The sequence below is a fragment of the Polyangium jinanense genome (assembly GCF_028435365.1).
Map to the genome: position 1 here is coordinate 85,916 of NZ_JAGTJJ010000035.1, position 17,240 is coordinate 103,155.

Below are 17,240 nucleotides of genomic sequence, written 5' to 3' on the forward strand. Positions count from 1 at the left end.
CGTCACCGGAGCGGCCGCGCGACGAGGTCCTCGGCCAGCTTTCGGAGCGCCGCCTCCCGCGGGTGCCCGTCGCGCCAGACGAGCCGGAACCAATCGATCGGCAGCTTCACCCTCGGCAAGATCGGAACGAGCCGGCCCCGTCGAAGATCCCCCTCCACGAAGTATTGCGGCAGCACGGCGACCCCCGTTCCTGCGAGGGCGCGCATGCGCACGGCGCCTATCGTGCCGAGGTAGTCCACGCGCCGAAAAGCCCAGTCCTCGCCTCCCGGGCGGGTGTCCAGGAAGTAGCGAAAGAGCGGCAGGTCGCGGTGCGTATCGAGCAGCGTGTGCGTGGCGCAATCTTCTCGACGCGCGAGGGGGCGACGCGCGAGGAGCTGCCGTTGCCCCACGAAGACGTACCGCTCCTCGTGCAGGCGCGCGTATGAAAAACCCGCGTCCGAAAGCCGCGCGCTCGAGACGAAGGCGTCGATCATGTCGCGCTGCGCCTGCCGGACGAGCTCCGCCGTATCTCCGAAATAAAGGTGAAGCCTGCGCTCGGGGCACGCCGCGTCGAGCGCGTCGAGCGCCGGGACGAGCCAGCTCATGCCGAGCTCGAAGCGCGTGCCGATCGTGAGCTCGTAAGGCATCGGCGCGCCGTCGTCGCGGAGCACGACCTCGCCGCACCGTCGCGCCTGATCGAGGCAACGTTGCGCCTCCGGCACGAGGCGTTCGCCCGCAGCGGTGAGCGCGACGCGGCGGGTCGTGCGGTCGAACAGGGGCGCGCCGAGCGTGTCCTCGAGGCGTTGGATGCGATCGCTGAACGCCGCGGGCGATAACGCGACGGCGCGCGCCGCCACGCGGAAGCTCAGGTGGCGCGCCGCGGCCAGGAAACAACGGAGCGATTCGAGGTCGGGGAGGGAGGCGCCGGGGCGGAAGGAGGTAGGGTCGTTCATCGTTCGGTCTTCCCGAACGATACAATATCGAACATTCCGATTCACAGGACGTTCGAGGGGACGCATCCTGGGAAGAACCAACGGTGGACCCGTGCGGCGCACGGGATCCCGCCCGGAATCCTGTCTTCCTAACGCAAGAGGATGTCATGAACATCGAAAAACTCTTCAATGTCCTGGTCCTGGGGGGCGCGGCGCTTGGTCTCCCTGCGTGCAGCCACACGAGCGACGGGGGGAACGGCGGGGACGGTGGCGCGGCAGGCACGAGCAGCGGGAACGGCGGGAACGGCGGGAACGGAGCGGGCGGAAGCGGGGGCGCGACGTCGGGGAGCGGCGGCGCAGGCGGCGAGGGCGTGACGTCAGGGAGCGGCGGCGCAGGTGGCGAGGGCGGCGCGAGCGCGACGTCGGGGAGCGGCAGCGCGGGCGGCGCGAGCAACCTCGAATGCTCGCCGTCCCCCGCCAACCCGAGTGATCCTTGCGGCTGCCCGTGCTGCTGGGCCGAGAATTGTCTCAATACGGAGCCGTGCTGCGCCGGATTCTGCGAGGCGGGCAATGCCGGGGCAGGCTGCTGCAATGGCTGACGTCGAGGCCACGACCGCGCGTTGCGCCGCGGCGCAGATCTGGCGGCACCGCGCGCGCGCCGAGCTCGAAGCGTCCGCGCGATTCACGCGGCTCGCAGGCGAGCTCGCAGCATGCGGCGCCGTGGCGCCCGTCATCACGATGGCCCGCGAGGCGGCCGAGGACGAGCGGCGCCACGCAGAGCAATGCGCAGCACTCGTGCGCGAGCTCGGAGGCAAGCCCTTCGAGCTCGGAGCCGTGCCCGCCGCGCGCGTGGTGACGCCCAGCGGACTCGGGCCACGCGAGCGGCTGCATTACGAGGTCATCGCGATGTCGTGCGTGACGGAGACGCTGAGCGCCGCACTGCTCGGCGAGCTCGTCGCACGTGCGACCGATCCGCTGGTGCGCGACACGATGCAGCACATCCTTCGCGACGAGGTCGACCACGCAAGGCTCGGATGGGCGCACCTCGCAGCCGAGCACGAGCGCGGCGCCCAGGATGTCGTGGGCCCCTCTCTCCCGGCCATGCTCGCCGGCACAGTCTCCGAGGAGCTCTTCTCATCCTGGGCAGAGCACCCGGCACAGGAGGCGCTCTCCGGCCTCGGCGCGCTGGATCGCGCCGAGCGGAAGCGAATCTTCCGCGACACGATGTCCCTCGTGGTGTTCCCAGGGCTGCGGCGCTTCGGCGTCGACACGGCGCGGGGGGAAAGCTGGCTCTCGGAGAGGCTGCCGTGAATCTTCTGCTCCCTGCCGCTCGGTCAGCTGAACGCGGCGAAGTCGACGACGAGCGCGAGCGGCTCGCCGCGCCGATCGAGGGCCCAGTGGCACGAGTAGAACGTGCCCGTCTCGGGGCTCGCGCGGCATAGGGCGATGTTCCATTTGCGGATACGCGGGAGCGCCACGAGGATGCCCGCCTCGCCGTCTTCGAGCTCGATCAAGCTCATCAGCTCGGGACGGCGAGGCGGATCGAGCTCGGAGACTTCGCGATAGTCGAAGATCGCGGCGAGCCCGGACGCGAGACCAAAGACCGTCGCCTCCCTGAAGGGGAATGTCCACGCGGCTCTTTCGACGCTTGCAATCTCGCCTTCCGCGAAGCGAAGGACGACGGCCCCGACGTGCGCGTCACTTTCGCCGAAGAGGAAGCTTATCTCGTGAGCCCCTCTTGGCGCCTCACGTTCGAGCGGCTGCTTGTGGAAGTGATGAATGGGATCCGCGATCGCCACCTCCCCTGACGCGATCCTGAGATGACCCATCCCCATCGTCTTCCTGACATCCGGATGGGCCCCCGTGACGAGCGCGCGTATCGTCCGGTCGAAGTCGCGACCGTCCGATATTTCACCCGTATCTGGATCGACCAGGAAAAAGCTCTTCTGTTCGTCAGGTACCAGCGTGCCCTCGCGTCGCTTGCGGCTCCTCTCCTCTGCGTGCTCCCTCTCCGCCTTCTTTTGTGCCTCGTCTCGCACCCTCAGCCGCTCTCCCCACGCGTGGTCGTCTTCCGCCTCTTTGCGCAGGCGCGCGAGGGTCGCTTCGATACGCTCGGGCGTGGTCTCCTCCAGCAGCACGGGGCTCGAGATGATGCTTCCCCAAGGATAAACGATGGTGATCGTGGCGCGGTCTACGTCCGGCTCGATGACGTAACCGTCCCGCGTCAGTGCGAGATACCAGTCTGCCTCTTCGCGTGCCTTGCCTTCCATGCCAAGAGCGACGTTCGTCATGTCTCGGACGAGCTCTTTGGCCGCGAGATCGTTGCAACGAAGGAAAGCGCGCATCTTCACCTTGGAGCTCTTGTCGAGGAGACCTGCTCTCAAGACGTCGAGCACGGTGGCTCGAGGCAGTCGGTTGTCCATCGCCGCTATCGCGGCGAAGCGCTGACCCGCCTTGCGCGACGTTGCCAGGGCCAGGAACGCTTCGAGCGCGGAGCTGTCGCGAGAGGCCAACTGCACGAGCATCTCCATCCCAGAAGACCAGAGGAGCGTCGACGCAGCACCTGCGACTCCCACGACGACATCGAGACGCGCCTGATCGCAGGTGCCGTCCTTCCAGATGCCCTCGAACGCGGCGAGCGCGAGGCCGAGAGCCTCCTTGGGCTTCGGGTCCTTCAATGTTTCGATATGAGCGCGAAACGCTTCAAAGCCGTCCATGCTTCCGTCAGCATAGCATTGAGGGGCGCTGGACCCCAAGGAGCTTTGCAGCAAGAACGCGCGTGACTGCGCTCGTGGCACCGGCTTTGCTCTGCGGGCCGCGCCGTGTTTCTTCTGCGCGCAGGGGCCATTGACGATCGAGTGAAGGGGTTCGTCGTGGGCAGGCCCCCCGCCATTTTCCAAGTTGAAGCAAAGGAGTGATCGCGCGGAGAACGTGACGAGCTGACGGAGACCGATCCTCGAATTCAAGGAGAAAATGCATCGTGATTGTCCTTAACGTGGTGACGAAACGCGTGATGCTTCTCGCGTCCGCAGCGGTGCTGTTGTCCAGCGGGACGGCGCTTGCCCAGAACGCCGCCGCCCTCGAGGAGCTTGGCAAGCGTGTCTTCTTCGACAATATCTCCGATCCGAAGCGCCAGGGGTGCCATACCTGTCATGACGCCGCGAATGGCTGGACGGGCGCCGTCGCGGGCATCAACAAGAACGGCGTCGTCGTCCCCGGCGCCAATCCCAAAGCGGCCGGGCGGCGCAAGCCTCCGAGCAACGCGTATGCGAGCTTCAGCCCGGCGTTTGGCGAAACGCCCAAGACCGTCACCGTCACTTTGATTCCACCTGCTGCCGCGTGCGCTCTCGGCATCATGCGGGTTTGCACGGGAGGCACATTCTGGGACGGACGCGCCGAGGGCACGGCAACGCCTTTCACGGCGCTTCCGACCTTCACGGGCACGGGGGCGATCACGCACGTCGGCACGGAAATCTTCAAGGGGAATGCGGCCCTTGCCGCGGCGTATGGCCTCTTCCTCGGACCGCTCGCGGATCAGGCGCTCGGGCCTTTTCCGAACGATGCCGAACAGAACGTTCCCGACGGCAACGATCACGGTTTGCCCGGCGCTGAGGCCGTCTGCTTGCACGTCAAGTCGGCGAAATACGCGGAGCTCTATACGAAGGCGTGGGGTGAGACGATCAACTGCGCCGATCCGGCCATCAGCTTCAAGCGCATCGGCCTTGCGCTCTCCGCTTGGCAGCATTCCTCCGAGGTCAACTCGTTCAGCTCGCGGCGCGACGAGGCCGTCACGACCCTGGATGCCCAGGGCAACTTGGTCCTCGCGCTCCCGTTCTCCAGCCTCACGCCCGAGGAGAACCTCGGACACGACCTGTTTTATGGCCGCAACGACTCAGGGCAGAACCCTGACCTGAAGAACGCGAGGTGCGCGCTGTGCCACAACAGCCACAATTCGGTCGTCCTCGGGCCCACCCTGGGCTCGAAGGGCGATGAGCTGAACCAGATTTACAGCGACTTCGCGTATCATAACATCGGGGTGCCGCCGAACTTCGAGATCGAGAATTTCGATCCGGAGAACGGCGACGCCGGGCTCCTCGAGCATGCGGATCCCAGCGCCTCGTTCGACACCGAGGACCCGAATGCGACGCCGCTCGCCGGCCATTTCAAGACCCCGACGCTGCGCAACGTCGACAAGCGCCGCGGCAACGGGTTCACGAAGGCCTACATGCACAATGGCTATTTCAAGAGCCTCGAGCAGGTGGTCCACTTCTACAACACGTCGATCCTCCTCCGGGACGACGTGAACTGCCCGCCCGGGACGACGGCGGACGAGGCGATGGAGAGGGGTTGCTGGCCGGCCGCGGAGTTCGATACCGAAAGTCAGGCCGGCGTGGTGGGCACGGTCGGGAACCTGGGCCTCACCGCGGAGGAAGAGGCGGCGCTCGTGGCGTTCATGAAGACGCTCACCGATACGGTGACGCCGAAGCAGCCGAAGCCCTACAAGAAGAAGTGAGATTCACGGCTTCGGATGCGCCCCGCGCATCGTTTTAGCGCGAATCCAACCATCCTCATTCGGAGAGCTCGGAGAGCAACGCTGCCTCTTGCGCCGCGAGGTCGGCCTTGAGCTTCTGGAGCGCTTCGAGCTTCGCCTTCTTCTCTTGCTGGGCGGCCTGCGCCCGCTGGGCTGCGATTCTCGCTTCCTGTGCGGCGAGCGCCTCGCGCTGCTTCTTCAGCGCGTCGAGCTCCGCTGAGGCGGCCCCGATCTTCTTGTCGAGCTGGCTCAGGGTCAGCTCCTCGGCCGATTCCTGCAGGAAGAACGACTCTGCCCAGCCGGCGCCGAGCTTGTGCGCGTGCTGGATCTCGCCGAGCTTTCCGTAGAGGGACTTCCGCAATTTGTTGTGATCCTGGTTCAGCTTCACGCGCGTGCCGATGGTCCGGAAGTTGACCAGGTTTTGCGTCGCGGTCTTCTTTTCCTTCGCCGCTTCCTCGCCAACCTGCGCGCGCGTGGCCACCACGGGCGCCTGGTCTCTCAGCACGGCTTTATCGCTTTCCGCCAGCGCTTCGGGCCAGGTTTGCATGATGTCGAGCTGCCCGCCGAGGATGGGTCGCTTCAACTCGCTGGGGCGGAGGTCCCCGAAGAGGCGGTGCCCGAGGAGCGAACGCCTGTCCACGTTCGCCGAGACGAAATCGACCGAATCATCGAGGTCGTGATCCGCGAACTGGACGGCCGCGCCGGCGGAGGCCTCGGCTTCGAGGAGATTGCGCTCCTCGGCGATTGTGGCCTCGATGCGCGGCTCGAATGCATCCACGTCGGGAACGAGCGCCTGCGTGAGGGGATTGCGCCGGATATGGGCCGCGAGGAAGCGGAAATGGATCGCGGCCGTCGCGGTGGTCGTCGTTTCAGGGAGGGTCTTGATTCCAACCATGGCGGCGGATGCTAGAGGGCTCACGCGCCGGCCGTCAAGGACATGATGCGTCCGGGGACACTGCCGTCCCTCACGGGAAGGGGCTCGAACGCGCCGGAGACGGCTTGCGGGGGCGTTCGAGGTGGCTGAAGTGGCGTTGCAACGCGTCGCGGGGGCGGTTCGGGCGCCCGAAGTGGGGTTGCAACGTCGACGGGGGGGACGGGGCGCGCGGAACGGGGGCGTGAGCGGTTGCGTCGTCGCTCGTGGCGCCGGAGGTGCCTGGTGCGCGCGTTTCGACGTGCGGCGATCGGCGCTCGAACCTGCGTGCCAACGCGAGACGGAGCGGTTCAGGCGAAAGGAGCGAGGGGGCGACGCGTCGACGTTCGGGTTTGGGCTCGCGACGGGGCCTGCGGAACTCTCCCGGTGCTGACTCGCGGGCGGAGGCGGGGGCGGAGCTTCGTGGCGAGCGCGGTTCGAACGTTCGAGATGGGTCGTCGAGGCGTTGCGGGATGACTTGAGGCGTGTGGACGCGGTGAATGCCCGGAAAACACCGGGGAAGAGGTTGACGGTGTGGTGATGCCGACCGTAGCCTACTGACGGGGGAGGGGGGAGCGCGTGGCTCGGAGGGATGGCCGTATCGAGAGCGGCATGCTGTGCGCCGCGCTTATCCTCCTCGTCACGCCGGCAGAGGCGTACGAGGTCAGCGGCGGCGTGGGCCTGGGAGGGATCCTCGTCGGGACCCTGCCGCGCTTCGCGGTGAGCCCTCACGCGGCGGTCGCGTGGCGCGGGGAGGGCGGTTTTTCGTTTGGCGTGGACGACCTGTGCAGCGTCCTGCCCGGGACGGGTAGGCTCGGGGTCGGGGTGTACAACCAGACGTCGGTCGCCTTCGGGTACGCGTGGAAGGGCGGCGACTTCAGGGTAGGGCCTTCGTTCTCCGTCTCATCTACCCGATCGGCAAATGGCTTTGCCGCTACGATTTCGACAAGTAATGAGGGGACGGAGCCATGACAGATGATCGAGACACGGCGAACGCGATCGCCGAAGGCATCAATTGCATCGCTGCCTTCGTGATGGCGCTGCGGGAGGATCCTTCCACGACTCCTGATCCCGAATGGGTGACGATCCTACACGAGACCGAGCGCGCCCTCGACGGTATCCTCGCAAAAGAGGTTTGGACGGACATGGTCGTCGGCGAGGAAGAGCGGGACCGCGTGCGGAAGCTGCGAGCGCTCGTCTCGGACTGGGTGGCGACACGGAAGGCGCCCGATGATCTCCAATCGACAGCGGAATCCGTGTTGACGTCCTTCGGCATCACCGTGTGACTGACATAGGAGTTGATTCGATGTCGGACACGAATGAGACCACGGGTGGGTACTATCCTTCGCCGGAATGCCAGCAATGCAGGTTCTGAGCGTGCCATGACCATCCACATCGCCACCTCTAGCGATGTCGCACTCGCCGTTCGCCGCGGGATGCGCGTAGCTGTGCGCTCCATGAACGATGGTTTGCTCGTCGGCCCTTGCGCCCCGGATCTTGAGGATCACATGCGCCTGCGCCGCGACTTCTGGGCCGATGTGTGGCCCTACCCTCCGGCGTATGTCCCCCCCTTTCGTCGGGTCCTCGCAGACCTCGCCGCCGCCGAACCCGTCGTCGTCTGGACGTCTCTCAAGTGGATGGATCGCGTTGCTCTCTGGGCGTACTGCGCCTATCGGCTCCAGCACCATCCTACGCAGCCCGACCTCTCACTCATCTTCATCGGTGAATACGGGGAGAGGCATGCGCGCCTCAGCTTCGGTATCGTATACGTCACCCTGGAGCCCGCGATGGCCCGGCGAGCATGGGGCACGGCACGTTCTCTTTCACGGAGGGAGGTCCGCGAAAAGGCGCTCTTTTGGAGGAAGCTCACGGCTCCTTCCCCGATCCTCTCCGGAAAACGCCTCCGCGAGACGCCCTCACGCAAGGAGTTCTTCGAGCTGGGCGCGTACCAGGCGGGCCTTTTCCCCCGGCTGAGCGAGCGTAGCCTCTCCCTCTCGACCCTGGATGCGCTATTGCTCGGTTGTGTGAACAAGACGCCTTCGAATCCCGCGAGGATCCTCATGCGCCGGGGGAGCAAAGGCGAGGAGCTGCGTCGGTGGTTGAGTCTCACCGGAGATATCGTCCTCTTCGAACGCCTCGCCCAATGGGCGGAGCGCGGCGCCCTGCACGCCAAATCTTGGACAGCGCCGAACGGCTGGCAGACGGCCAAATACACGCTCTCCGCCACCGGCCGCTCCCTCCTGCGCGACGGCCTCTCCTCGATCGACCAAGCTCCGCCGTTCCCCATCTGGGGCGTCACGGCCTACGACCCGAAAAATCCCTGGGTCGTCGTGGAAGAAGCCGGAGGGCGACCGCACCTCCGGCGGCTCGGTGAACGGACCCGCTGAAACGGCATCCCCTCTCAAGGCTTCCGGAGGCGAGGGCGGAGCTTCGTGGCGAGCGCGGTTCGAACGTTCGAGATGGGTCGTCGAGGCGTTGCGGGGCCACTTGCGGCATGTGGGCACGGTGAATACGCCGTTCCTTGCCGGGCGCCCATCACGGCGCGTCGGTCGTATCCGAGACGGGGGCCTCCGGGCCCCGCACATACCGGGCGGGCTCGAGCGGCAGGTCGACGGTGAAAAGGGCTCCGGCTCCCGGCTGGCTCTCGACGTGGATGTTTCCCCCGAGCGCGTGGACAATGGAGCGCGCGATGTAGAGGCCCAGCCCCAGCCCGCCGTACTGCCGGGAGGGGACCGCCCGCTCGAAGCGCCCGAAGATGCGCTCCTGGTCCTGGGCGGCGATCCCGATCCCGTGGTCCCGGATGCTCCAGCGCGCCTGCCCTCCGGAGGAGGTGACGTGCAGCTCCACCGGTTTTCCCATGCCGTACTTCAGCGCGTTGGTGATGAGGTTGGTGAAGACCTGCTCGAGGCGTGTCCGGTCCCAATGGCCGACGGTGGGCCCATCGGTGGTGACGATGAGCTGGCAGCCGACGACGCTGGCCTGGTCGGCGAAGCGCTCGGCCAGCTCCCGGGTCAGCGCCACCATGTCCACCTCCTCCAGGTGCAGGCGGAGCCTGCCGGCACTGAGGCTGGAAACGTCGAGAAGACCATCGACGAGCTGGGACAGGCGCTTCACCTGTCCGAGCGCCTTTTCAACCTTCGAGAGCAGGTGGGCGGGGACCTCCGCATGGCCGGTGGCGCCGAGCGCGCGCTGGATCGTCTGCAGTTGCAGGCGCAGCGGCGTGAGCGGCGTGTTCAGCTCGTGCGAGGCCACGGAGAGGAAGTCCTCGCGAAGGCGCACCGCCTCCTGGGACTGCTGGTAGAGCCGGGCATTGTCCATTGCGACCGAGGCTCGCCGGGTGAGCTCCTCGGCGAGCGAGAGCTCGAGCGGGCCATACTGGAAGCCCGGCGTGTCCGAGACCAGAAGCATGGCCGCCAGCGTCTGCCCCCGCACGGTGATGGGGAGGGCGATCGCGGTCCTCGTTCCGAGCCGCCGCAAAAGCTCCAGGTACTCCGTGCTGGTCGGGTCGGTGTCGAGCAGCGCCTGCGTGGCTTCGTCCCCGAGGAGTGGCCTGCCGGTGCGCAGCACGCGAGCGGTCGGCAGGAGCGCTCTCCCGCCCAGCGCGAAGTGCTGCGAGAGCGCGCGGAGCAGCTCTTGCCGGGCCGGGTCCTGGTGCACCTCGGCCGCGCGTCGAAGCACGCCCTCGTCGTCCACCCTGTCAATGACGCACCATTGGCCGAGCTGGGGAATGGCCAGCCGCGCCACGCGCTCCACGGCGCGTTTCTCGTCGAGCAGCTCTGCAAGCTGCGTGCTGACGTCGATGAGGAAACGCTGGGCCTCCTCGGCGCGCTGGCGCGCGGTGGTGTCCACGAACGTCGCGACGGCGCCGATATGCCGACCCCTCTGGTGGATCGGGTAGGACCAGAGCTCCACGGCCAGGCGCGTGCCGTCCTTGCGCCAGAGGAAGTCCCGCTCGACGTGGGTCGCGGTGCCAACGCTCAGCGATTGAAGGATGGGGCACTCGCTCGGGGGATAGGCCGTGCCATCCGCGCGGGCGTAGTGCCACGTCGCGTGCGCATCCACCCCCAAAAGCTCCCGCGCGTCCGAATAGCCGAGCATCCGGGCGGCGGAGCGGTTGACCAAGGTGCTGCGCCCGTCGAGGTCCAGCCCGTAGATGCCCTCCGCGACCGAGTCGAGCAGCAGCCGGATCTGGGCCTCGCTCTCCTCGAGCTGTGTCTGGGTCGCGCGGAGGCGCTCACCCATCTGGTCGAAGGCGCGCCCCACCACGGCAAGCTCATCGCTCCCGGAGAGCCCGCTGCGCGCTTCCCAGTCGCGCGCGGCGAAGCGGTGGGCGGTGGTGACCAGCCTGTCCACGCGGCGTGTGAGGGCGAAGTGGAAGAAGAGCCAGAGCAGCCCCGCGAGGGTCGCGAGCAAGCCGCTGCGTTGCACCACGAGCGCCCACATCTGCGCCCGTGCCTGCGCCTTTTGGGGGGAGATGTTCCGCTCGACAACGAGCAGCCAGGCCGCTGGAGGGGCGAGCTGCGCCGGGCTCGCGGGGCCCATCACCGGGTACGAGGCCACGATGGCCGCACGGTCTTTGGTGACCTCGACGCTCGCGACGAGGTTATCGCGGGTCCGACGGAGCCGCGGCTCCGCCCCGCCGAGGAACAGCGCGGGGTAGAGTGCCGGGGCCTGTTTCCCTATCTCCACGCGCCGGATCGACGCGAACACCTGGCCGGTGTCGTCGATGAGCAGCGCCTTCTTCACGTGCGGATCCGCGCCGAGGCCGGCGATCTCCTCCCGGATCCGCTCGGGCTCACGCAGCCGCAGGAGCAGCTCCAGGTGGTCCTGCTTCTCGCCCAGGAGTCGGGCGAGCTGCTCGATGGAGTCCTCCTCCACACGGCGGGAGGCGAGGCGCGAGCTCTGCAGCAGGTCGAGGAGGCCCGCCGTGACCGCGAAGGCCAGCAAAACCACCACGAGGGTGATGCGCAGCGAGGGGAGTGGGGGCAGCCTGTGCGGGTTCCGTGTTCGGTCCCCGGTACCTCGTCGCCGGGGGCGCTGCATTACCGGCCCTCCTGGAGCGCCTCGATGATTCGCGCGTCCAGCATCTGTTCGGGTTGCATCGGCTTCTGGAGCAGCCCTTCCTTCAGCATGAAACGCTGGAGCTGCTGCGCCGACGCGAGGAGGGGTGAGGAGGGCCCACGTAGGAGGACGAGGTTCTCCTCCAGGGTGAGCAGCCGCAGCTTCTTCAGCATGGAGGTGAGCTCGGAGGGGCTCGTGCCCAGGCGGGGGCTCATATGGGCCACCGCCTCGGCCGGGTGCTCCTCCAGATAGCGCCGACCCTGGAGCCATCCCTGGACGAGGTGCTCCACCTGCGCGGGGTTCTTCTCGAGGACGGCCTCGTGCACCACGAGCACGTCCACGATCTCTCCGGGGATCTGACTGCTGTCGAAGATCTCTTGAGCTCCCGCGTCGCGCAGCCTTTGCAGGAAAGGCTCGTAGGTGACCACGGCATCCACGTCTCCTGACGTATAGGCGCGCACTTGCTGGTCGACGGGGGTCCGGACGAGCTGGATGTCCGAGGGCTTTAGCCCCGCCTGCTCCAGGGCCCGGCCGAGCACGTACATGCTCACCACCAGGTCTTCCACCGCCACCCGCTTGCCCCGGAGGTCCTCGACCCCCCGCACCACCCCCGGACGCGCGACGATGGCATCCGCGCCTAGCGAATGGTCGATGACGAGCACCACCCGCGGCTCGAGGCCCTGATGCTGGAGCTGGAGGGCGATATCGAGCGTGGCGAACACCGCATCGAGCATCCCATTGCGGAACTCGCGGGTGGCCCTACCCAGCGTGGTGTACTCCACCAGGCGGATCGAGCTGTCGTCGACATAGCCGAGGTCCCGCGCGAGGAAGATGGGCTCGCTTCCTGGCCAGAGGAGCGTGCCAACGCGCAGCGGCTCCTTCTCCCTGTGAATGCAGGCAGATACGACGAGGAGCAGGAGCAGGCTGAACATTCGGGCGAGGATCACGGATCCCGATTCCTTTGACGTTTCGGCAAACCTTGGGCAGCGGCGGGATGACAGCAAGCGAGCCGGAGCGGGCTCTCGAGCGCGGCAACGCGCCTCGCTGCGCTGGGGCTTTGCCCCAGACCCCAGCAGGGGCTGTCCGCCCCTGCACCCGGGCCTGCGCAAGCGCTGGACTCGGGGTCGATGAACTGCGCGATGCGCAGTTCATCGAACAGGCCAGGTCAAGACCAACGACGACCCTGCCCATCAAGACCGCGGCGCTGACGATTCAACAGGCAACGTGCCCGCCGCCAGCGCGAAACGCACCTTCATGGTCTTGCCACCGGCCTGTTGGAAAAACTGCGCGAAGCGCAGTTTTTCCACCTGAGGTCCAGGGCTTGCCCTGGTTCGGGTCGAGGGGCGAATAGCCCCCGCGGGGCCCGGGGCAGCGCCCCGGCGCGACGCCTCGCGATGAGGTCAAGGCTTCGGATGCGCGAGCAGCCACTCCACGACCTTCGGGGCGAAATTTGGCCCGAGTCCAGGCACGTGTGTCCCGCCGTCGATCGTCCAGAGCTCGGCCGCGCCGCCCGCCTTGCAATCCGTCGTGTATTTCGAGACGCTCGTCTCCGCGCCTTCGATCGTCGCGTCGAGGTCGAGCGCTTCGCCCGCGGTCGGCGTGAGCGCGCAGCCGTTCTTTTGGGCCCATGATTCGGTCGTCGCCACGGCGCCCGGATACGTCACGCCCATGATGGCCTCGCCGTCGTAGAGCACGGTGTCGTCCGCCGTTCCGTGGATCTGCAGCACCGCCACGGGTTTCTCCGCCGGACATTTCGCCGGATCGCTCCACGTCGCGCCCGCGAGGCTCGCGATGCCGGCGATGAGATCCGAGCGGTCGCAGGCCATCCGGTGCGACATGTAGCCGCCATTCGAGTGGCCCAGGAAATACACGCGCTTCGGGTCGACCTTGTAATGCTCTCCGATCTCGGTGACGAGCCCCGAGAGGTAGGCGACGTCGTCGACGCCCACGCCCCCGAAATCGCAGCAGGCGTCCGTCGCGTTCCAGAAGCGCTTCGAGCTCGCGTCGACCGTGCCATCCGGATGCGCATACAAAAAACCGTGCTTGTCGGCCTCGGGCTTCAATTGGAACAAAAGCTCCTGGACGAAGCCGGAGGCGCCGTAGCCGTGGAGCAGGATCACGAGCGGGGAGGGTTTGGCAGGGTCGAGGCCGGGGGGGACGTGGACGGTGACGGGACGATCGCCGCCGACGACGAGCTCGCCCGGCTCTTCGCCGCCGGTGCCCCCCGCGCCGCCGGTGCCTCCGGCGCCGGCCGCGCCGCTCGACCCCGAAGGATTCGAGGCGCAGGCCAGGGCAAAGATGAACGGTATGGATGCGAGGACAAGGGAGGGGTAGAAGCGCGTCATGGCGCGAGCTTACCGCACGTTCCATCGGATCTCCTCGGTGTTCCTCCTCGCGGGGGTGACGCTCGCCGCGGCTCCGGCCCTGGGCGCGCCGCCGAACGTTGCCCCGAAAGCCGCGCTGACGAGCGCGGAGCTGGCCGCGATGAAGGAGTCGCAGGAGTTCGCCATCGAGGCGCAGCGGCTGCTCGAAAAGAAGCAATACGACGCGGCGCTCGCGCCCGCGCTGAAGGCTCTCGCGATCCGGGAGAAGATCGATCCCGAGAGCACCTGGACGAAGATGAGCCTGCGCCAGGTGGCGGAGATTCACGAGGGGAAGAAGCAGTACACCCGCGCCGTGCCCTACCGCGAGAAGCTCGTCGCGCTCGTCGAGAAGAAGGCGGACAACGAGGCGGATCTCCGCTATCGCATCCACGAGCTCGCAGAGGCGTTGCAAGACGGGGGCGAGCACGCGCGCGCCATCAAGCTGTTCGAGCGCGAGATCGCCATCAGCGTGAAGTCGAGCCGCGGCGTGGAGGGGGAAGACGTGATCCGGCCGATCGCGGCGATCGCGGACTCGTTGAAGGCGCTCGGGCGGTACGACGAGGCCGAGGCCATGTTGCTCCGCGCGATCAAGATCTGCGAGAACGTCACGCGGAATCGAAAGCCGTACCCGTATCTGCTCGTGAACCTCGGCCGGCTGTACCACGACACCGGCCGGTACACGCGGGCCGAGCCGATCCGCGCGCAGGCGGTCGAGCGCGTCGCGGACGTGAGCGGGTTTCGGTTCAACGCCACGGCGGAGATGGGCGATCTCGCGGCGACACGTGTCGCCCTGCAGGACTATGCAGGCGCCGAGGTGGTGCTCGACGAGCTCGTCGCCATCGCCCTGGAACGAGGGGGTGAAGACAGCCTTTCCTACGCGGGCCAGCTCGCGCTGCGCGCGGCGCTCGACGTGGAGACGGGGGCGTATGACCGGGCCGAGTCGAGGCTCCTCCGCGCGCAGGCGATCGTCGAGACGAATGCCCAAAAGGGAAACGACGCGCCGGAGCTGCGCGTCGCCTTGCAGTGGATCCTCGGGCAGATCGCGACGCAAAAAGGAGATTTTTCCCGCGCCGAGGCGCTGCTTTCGCGCACGCTCGCCCATTACGAGAAGACGAACGGGCCGAAGGACACGTCCGTGGCCGAGGTGGCGGAGAACCTCGCCGATCTCTACCGGCGCGCGCAGAAGCTCGACAAAGCCGAGGCCCACGCGGCGCGCGCGCTCGCGATCCGCGACGAGCTGCTTCCGGCGATGCACCCGGATCGCGCCGAGTCACGGGCGATCTTCGGGCGCATCCGCGAGATGCGCGGAGACGCGGCCGGCGCGAAGAAGCTGCACGAAGAGGCGCTCGCGGCGCGCGAAAAGACGTTCGGGAAGGAGCATCCGTTCGTCGCGTCGTCGCTGCTCGATCTCGCGGATCTCGCGCGGCGGCAGAAAAACGCGGGCGAGGCGGAGGGGCTCTACAAGCGGGCGATCGGGATCTTCGAAACGACGTTCGGGGGCGGGCACGAGAAGGTGGCGGCCGCGCTCGAAGGGCTCGCCGCGCTGTACGTCGAGACGGGCAAGCTGGATCTTGCGCTGCGCGCAGCGACACGGGCGGCGGAGATCCGCGAGCGGCAAGCGGCGCTCGTGATCGCGGGTGGATCCGAGGCGCAGAAGCGCGCGTTCGTGGCGACGATGCGCACGGGGACCGATTTCCTGACGAGCCTGCACGCGCGCGTGATGCCCGCGGACGCGGAGGCGAGGAAGCTCGCGCTGACCACGATCTTGCAGCGCAAAGGGCGCGTGCTCGACGTGATGGCGGGCTCGCTCGCGGCCCTGCGGCGCAAGCTCGGGCCCGAGGAGGCGAAGCTCGCGGACGAGCTCGCGGCGGCGCGGGGCGAGGTCGCGCGGCTCGCGATGCGCGGGCCCGCCGGCCAGCCGCTCGAGGAGTTCAAGGCAGAGCTCGCGCGGCGCGAGGAGAAGGCGCGGGCGATCGAGGAGAAGGTGGGCGGGCGGAGCGACGTGTTCCGCGCGGAGGAGACGCCCGTCACGATCGAGCGCGTGCAAGCGCAGGTGCCCGCGGCGACGGCGCTCGTGGAGATCTCGCTGTACGTGCCGCGGCGCTCGGCCGATGCGGATCTGCCGAGCCGCGAGGGGCCGCCGCGGTTCGCGGCGTACGTGCTCGATGCGTCGGGGAAGGTGAGCTTCGTCGATCTCGGCGAGAGCGCGCCGATCGAGGCGGCGACGAAGGCGCTGCGCGAGACGCTCACGGCGTCACTCGACCAGGATCCGAAGCCGCCGGCGCGTGCGCTCGACGCGCTCGTCATGCAGAAGATCCGGCCGCTGCTCGGGGGAAAAACGAAGCTCATGATCGCGGCCGACGGCGCGCTCTCGCTCGTGCCGTTCGCAGCGCTCGTCGACGAGGACGGGCAGTACCTGGTCAAGCGGTACGAGATCTCATACCTCACGAGCGGGCGGGATCTCTTGCGGCTCGCGCGGACGGCGCCGCCGGGGCAAGGCGCGCTCGTCGTGGCAAACCCCGCGTTCGGGCAGCGCGAGCAGGCGGGGAGCGCGCTCGCGATGCTGGAGGAGAAACCCGACGCGAAGACGCGGGGCCTCGACAAGGCGTATTTCGAGCCGCTGCCGGCGACGGCGGTCGAGGCGCGCGCGCTCGCCCCGATCCTGCCGGGCGCCGCGGTGCACGTGGACCTCGAGGCGACGGAGTCGACGCTGAAGAAGGTGCACGCGCCGCGGATCGTGCACGTGGCGACGCACGGGTTTTTCCTGCCCGCGAAGGGCGCGGCGGCGCGCGCGGCGGCGGCGGCTCAAGGCGAACGTGGGCTCGAGCTCGAACCGTCGCCGGACTGGCTGCCGGATGATCCGTTGCTCCGCTCGGGGCTCGCGCTCGCGGGGGCGAATGCGAAAAAGGGCGGCGGCGGCGAGGACGGGATCCTCACGGCACTCGAAGCGAGTTCGCTCGATCTTTGGGGCACCAAGCTCGTCGTGCTCTCGGCGTGCGAGACGGGCCTCGGCGACGTGCAGCGCGGCGAGGGCGTGTACGGCCTCAGGCGCGCGCTTTTCGTGGCCGGTGCCGAGGCGCTCGTCGCGAGCTTGTGGAAGGTCGCGGACGAGGAGACGCAGCGGCTCATGGTGGGCTATTACCAGCGCGTCACGAAGGGCAGCGGCCGGGGCCCCGCGCTCCGGGACGTGCAGCTCGCCATGCTCGCCGACGAGCCCACATCGCACCCGTATTTCTGGGCGAGCTTCGGCGTGTTCGGGGATCCGTCGGCGATGGGCGCGGAGATCAAGGTCGAGGGCGATCGTCGAACGCCCCACGAAGAGCCGCGGATCCTGCCCGTGAAGCCCGGTCCGCGTGGGTGCACGTGCACGTTCCCCGGATCGACGGGGGAGGGGCCGCTCGGGCTCGTGGGCTTGTTCGGGGTCCTCGCGCTCGTCGCGCGGCGCCGGCATCGGTGATAGGGTC

Annotated in this window: 13 protein-coding genes; 7 read left to right on the forward strand and 6 right to left on the reverse strand. The window is 68.0% G+C overall.

The window, feature by feature from the left end; translation table 11 throughout:
• Positions 1 to 2: 2 nt before the first annotated feature.
• Complete coding sequence (locus KEG57_RS37085) at positions 3 to 932, reverse strand: LysR family transcriptional regulator (protein WP_272425165.1); 930 nt, start codon at positions 930 to 932, stop codon at positions 3 to 5.
• Positions 933 to 1,078: 146 nt separating this feature from the next.
• Between KEG57_RS37085 and KEG57_RS37090 the strand changes: the two genes are divergently transcribed.
• Positions 1,079 to 1,510, forward strand: coding sequence for a hypothetical protein (locus KEG57_RS37090; protein ID WP_272425166.1), 432 nt, complete (start codon positions 1,079 to 1,081; stop codon positions 1,508 to 1,510).
• Complete coding sequence (locus KEG57_RS37095) at positions 1,503 to 2,222, forward strand: ferritin-like domain-containing protein (RefSeq protein ID WP_272425167.1); 720 nt, start codon at positions 1,503 to 1,505, stop codon at positions 2,220 to 2,222. Before KEG57_RS37090 ends, KEG57_RS37095 begins: the two co-directional genes overlap by 8 nt.
• A gap of 23 nt (positions 2,223 to 2,245) precedes the next feature.
• Here the strand turns inward: KEG57_RS37095 and KEG57_RS37100 are convergent, their stop codons facing one another.
• Positions 2,246 to 3,628: a hypothetical protein gene (locus tag KEG57_RS37100; protein ID WP_272459381.1), complete on the reverse strand. Its 1,383-nt coding sequence runs from the start codon at positions 3,626 to 3,628 to the stop codon at positions 2,246 to 2,248.
• Positions 3,629 to 3,891: 263 nt separating this feature from the next.
• On the opposite strand from KEG57_RS37100, the gene KEG57_RS37105 reads away from it, so the two are divergent.
• A complete protein-coding gene (locus tag KEG57_RS37105; RefSeq protein ID WP_272425169.1) occupies positions 3,892 to 5,424 on the forward strand; it encodes a cytochrome-c peroxidase in 1,533 nt (510 codons plus the stop codon).
• 55 nt (positions 5,425 to 5,479) lie between these two features.
• Here the strand turns inward: KEG57_RS37105 and KEG57_RS37110 are convergent, their stop codons facing one another.
• Positions 5,480 to 6,337 (reverse strand): hypothetical protein, encoded by an 858-nt coding sequence (locus KEG57_RS37110; RefSeq protein ID WP_272425170.1) that lies wholly within the window; start codon positions 6,335 to 6,337, stop codon positions 5,480 to 5,482.
• Between the two features lie 594 nt (positions 6,338 to 6,931).
• On the opposite strand from KEG57_RS37110, the gene KEG57_RS37115 reads away from it, so the two are divergent.
• Genes KEG57_RS37115 through KEG57_RS37125 form a run of 3 tightly spaced genes read left to right on the forward strand, consistent with a single transcriptional unit; the run spans position 6,932 to position 8,739 of the window.
• The gene (locus tag KEG57_RS37115) at positions 6,932 to 7,324 is read left to right on the forward strand and encodes a hypothetical protein (RefSeq protein ID WP_272425171.1); all 393 of its coding nucleotides are present in this window, start codon (positions 6,932 to 6,934) and stop codon (positions 7,322 to 7,324) included.
• Positions 7,321 to 7,638: a hypothetical protein gene (locus tag KEG57_RS37120; RefSeq protein ID WP_272425172.1), complete on the forward strand. Its 318-nt coding sequence runs from the start codon at positions 7,321 to 7,323 to the stop codon at positions 7,636 to 7,638. Before KEG57_RS37115 ends, KEG57_RS37120 begins: the two co-directional genes overlap by 4 nt.
• 33 nt (positions 7,639 to 7,671) lie before the next feature.
• Entirely contained in the window at positions 7,672 to 8,739 is a 1,068-nt protein-coding gene (locus KEG57_RS37125) for a hypothetical protein (RefSeq protein WP_272425173.1), read from the forward strand.
• Between the two features lie 148 nt (positions 8,740 to 8,887).
• Here KEG57_RS37125 and KEG57_RS37130 read toward each other — a convergent pair whose 3' ends face one another.
• From KEG57_RS37130 to KEG57_RS37140, 3 genes are all read right to left on the reverse strand, one after another.
• The gene (locus KEG57_RS37130) at positions 8,888 to 11,098 is read right to left on the reverse strand and encodes an ATP-binding protein (RefSeq protein ID WP_272425174.1); all 2,211 of its coding nucleotides are present in this window, start codon (positions 11,096 to 11,098) and stop codon (positions 8,888 to 8,890) included.
• Positions 11,099 to 11,394: 296 nt separating this feature from the next.
• Complete coding sequence (locus KEG57_RS37135; protein WP_272425175.1) at positions 11,395 to 12,360, reverse strand: ABC transporter substrate-binding protein; 966 nt, start codon at positions 12,358 to 12,360, stop codon at positions 11,395 to 11,397.
• A 453-nt stretch (positions 12,361 to 12,813) separates the two neighbouring features.
• Positions 12,814 to 13,758, reverse strand: a complete 945-nt coding sequence (locus KEG57_RS37140; protein ID WP_272425176.1) for a CE1 family esterase — start codon at positions 13,756 to 13,758, stop codon at positions 12,814 to 12,816.
• Between KEG57_RS37140 and KEG57_RS37145 the strand changes: the two genes are divergently transcribed.
• Positions 13,757 to 17,233: a CHAT domain-containing tetratricopeptide repeat protein gene (locus KEG57_RS37145; RefSeq protein WP_272425177.1), complete on the forward strand. Its 3,477-nt coding sequence runs from the start codon at positions 13,757 to 13,759 to the stop codon at positions 17,231 to 17,233. The genes KEG57_RS37140 and KEG57_RS37145 overlap by 2 nt on opposite strands.
• The last annotated feature ends 7 nt before the right edge of the window (positions 17,234 to 17,240 follow it).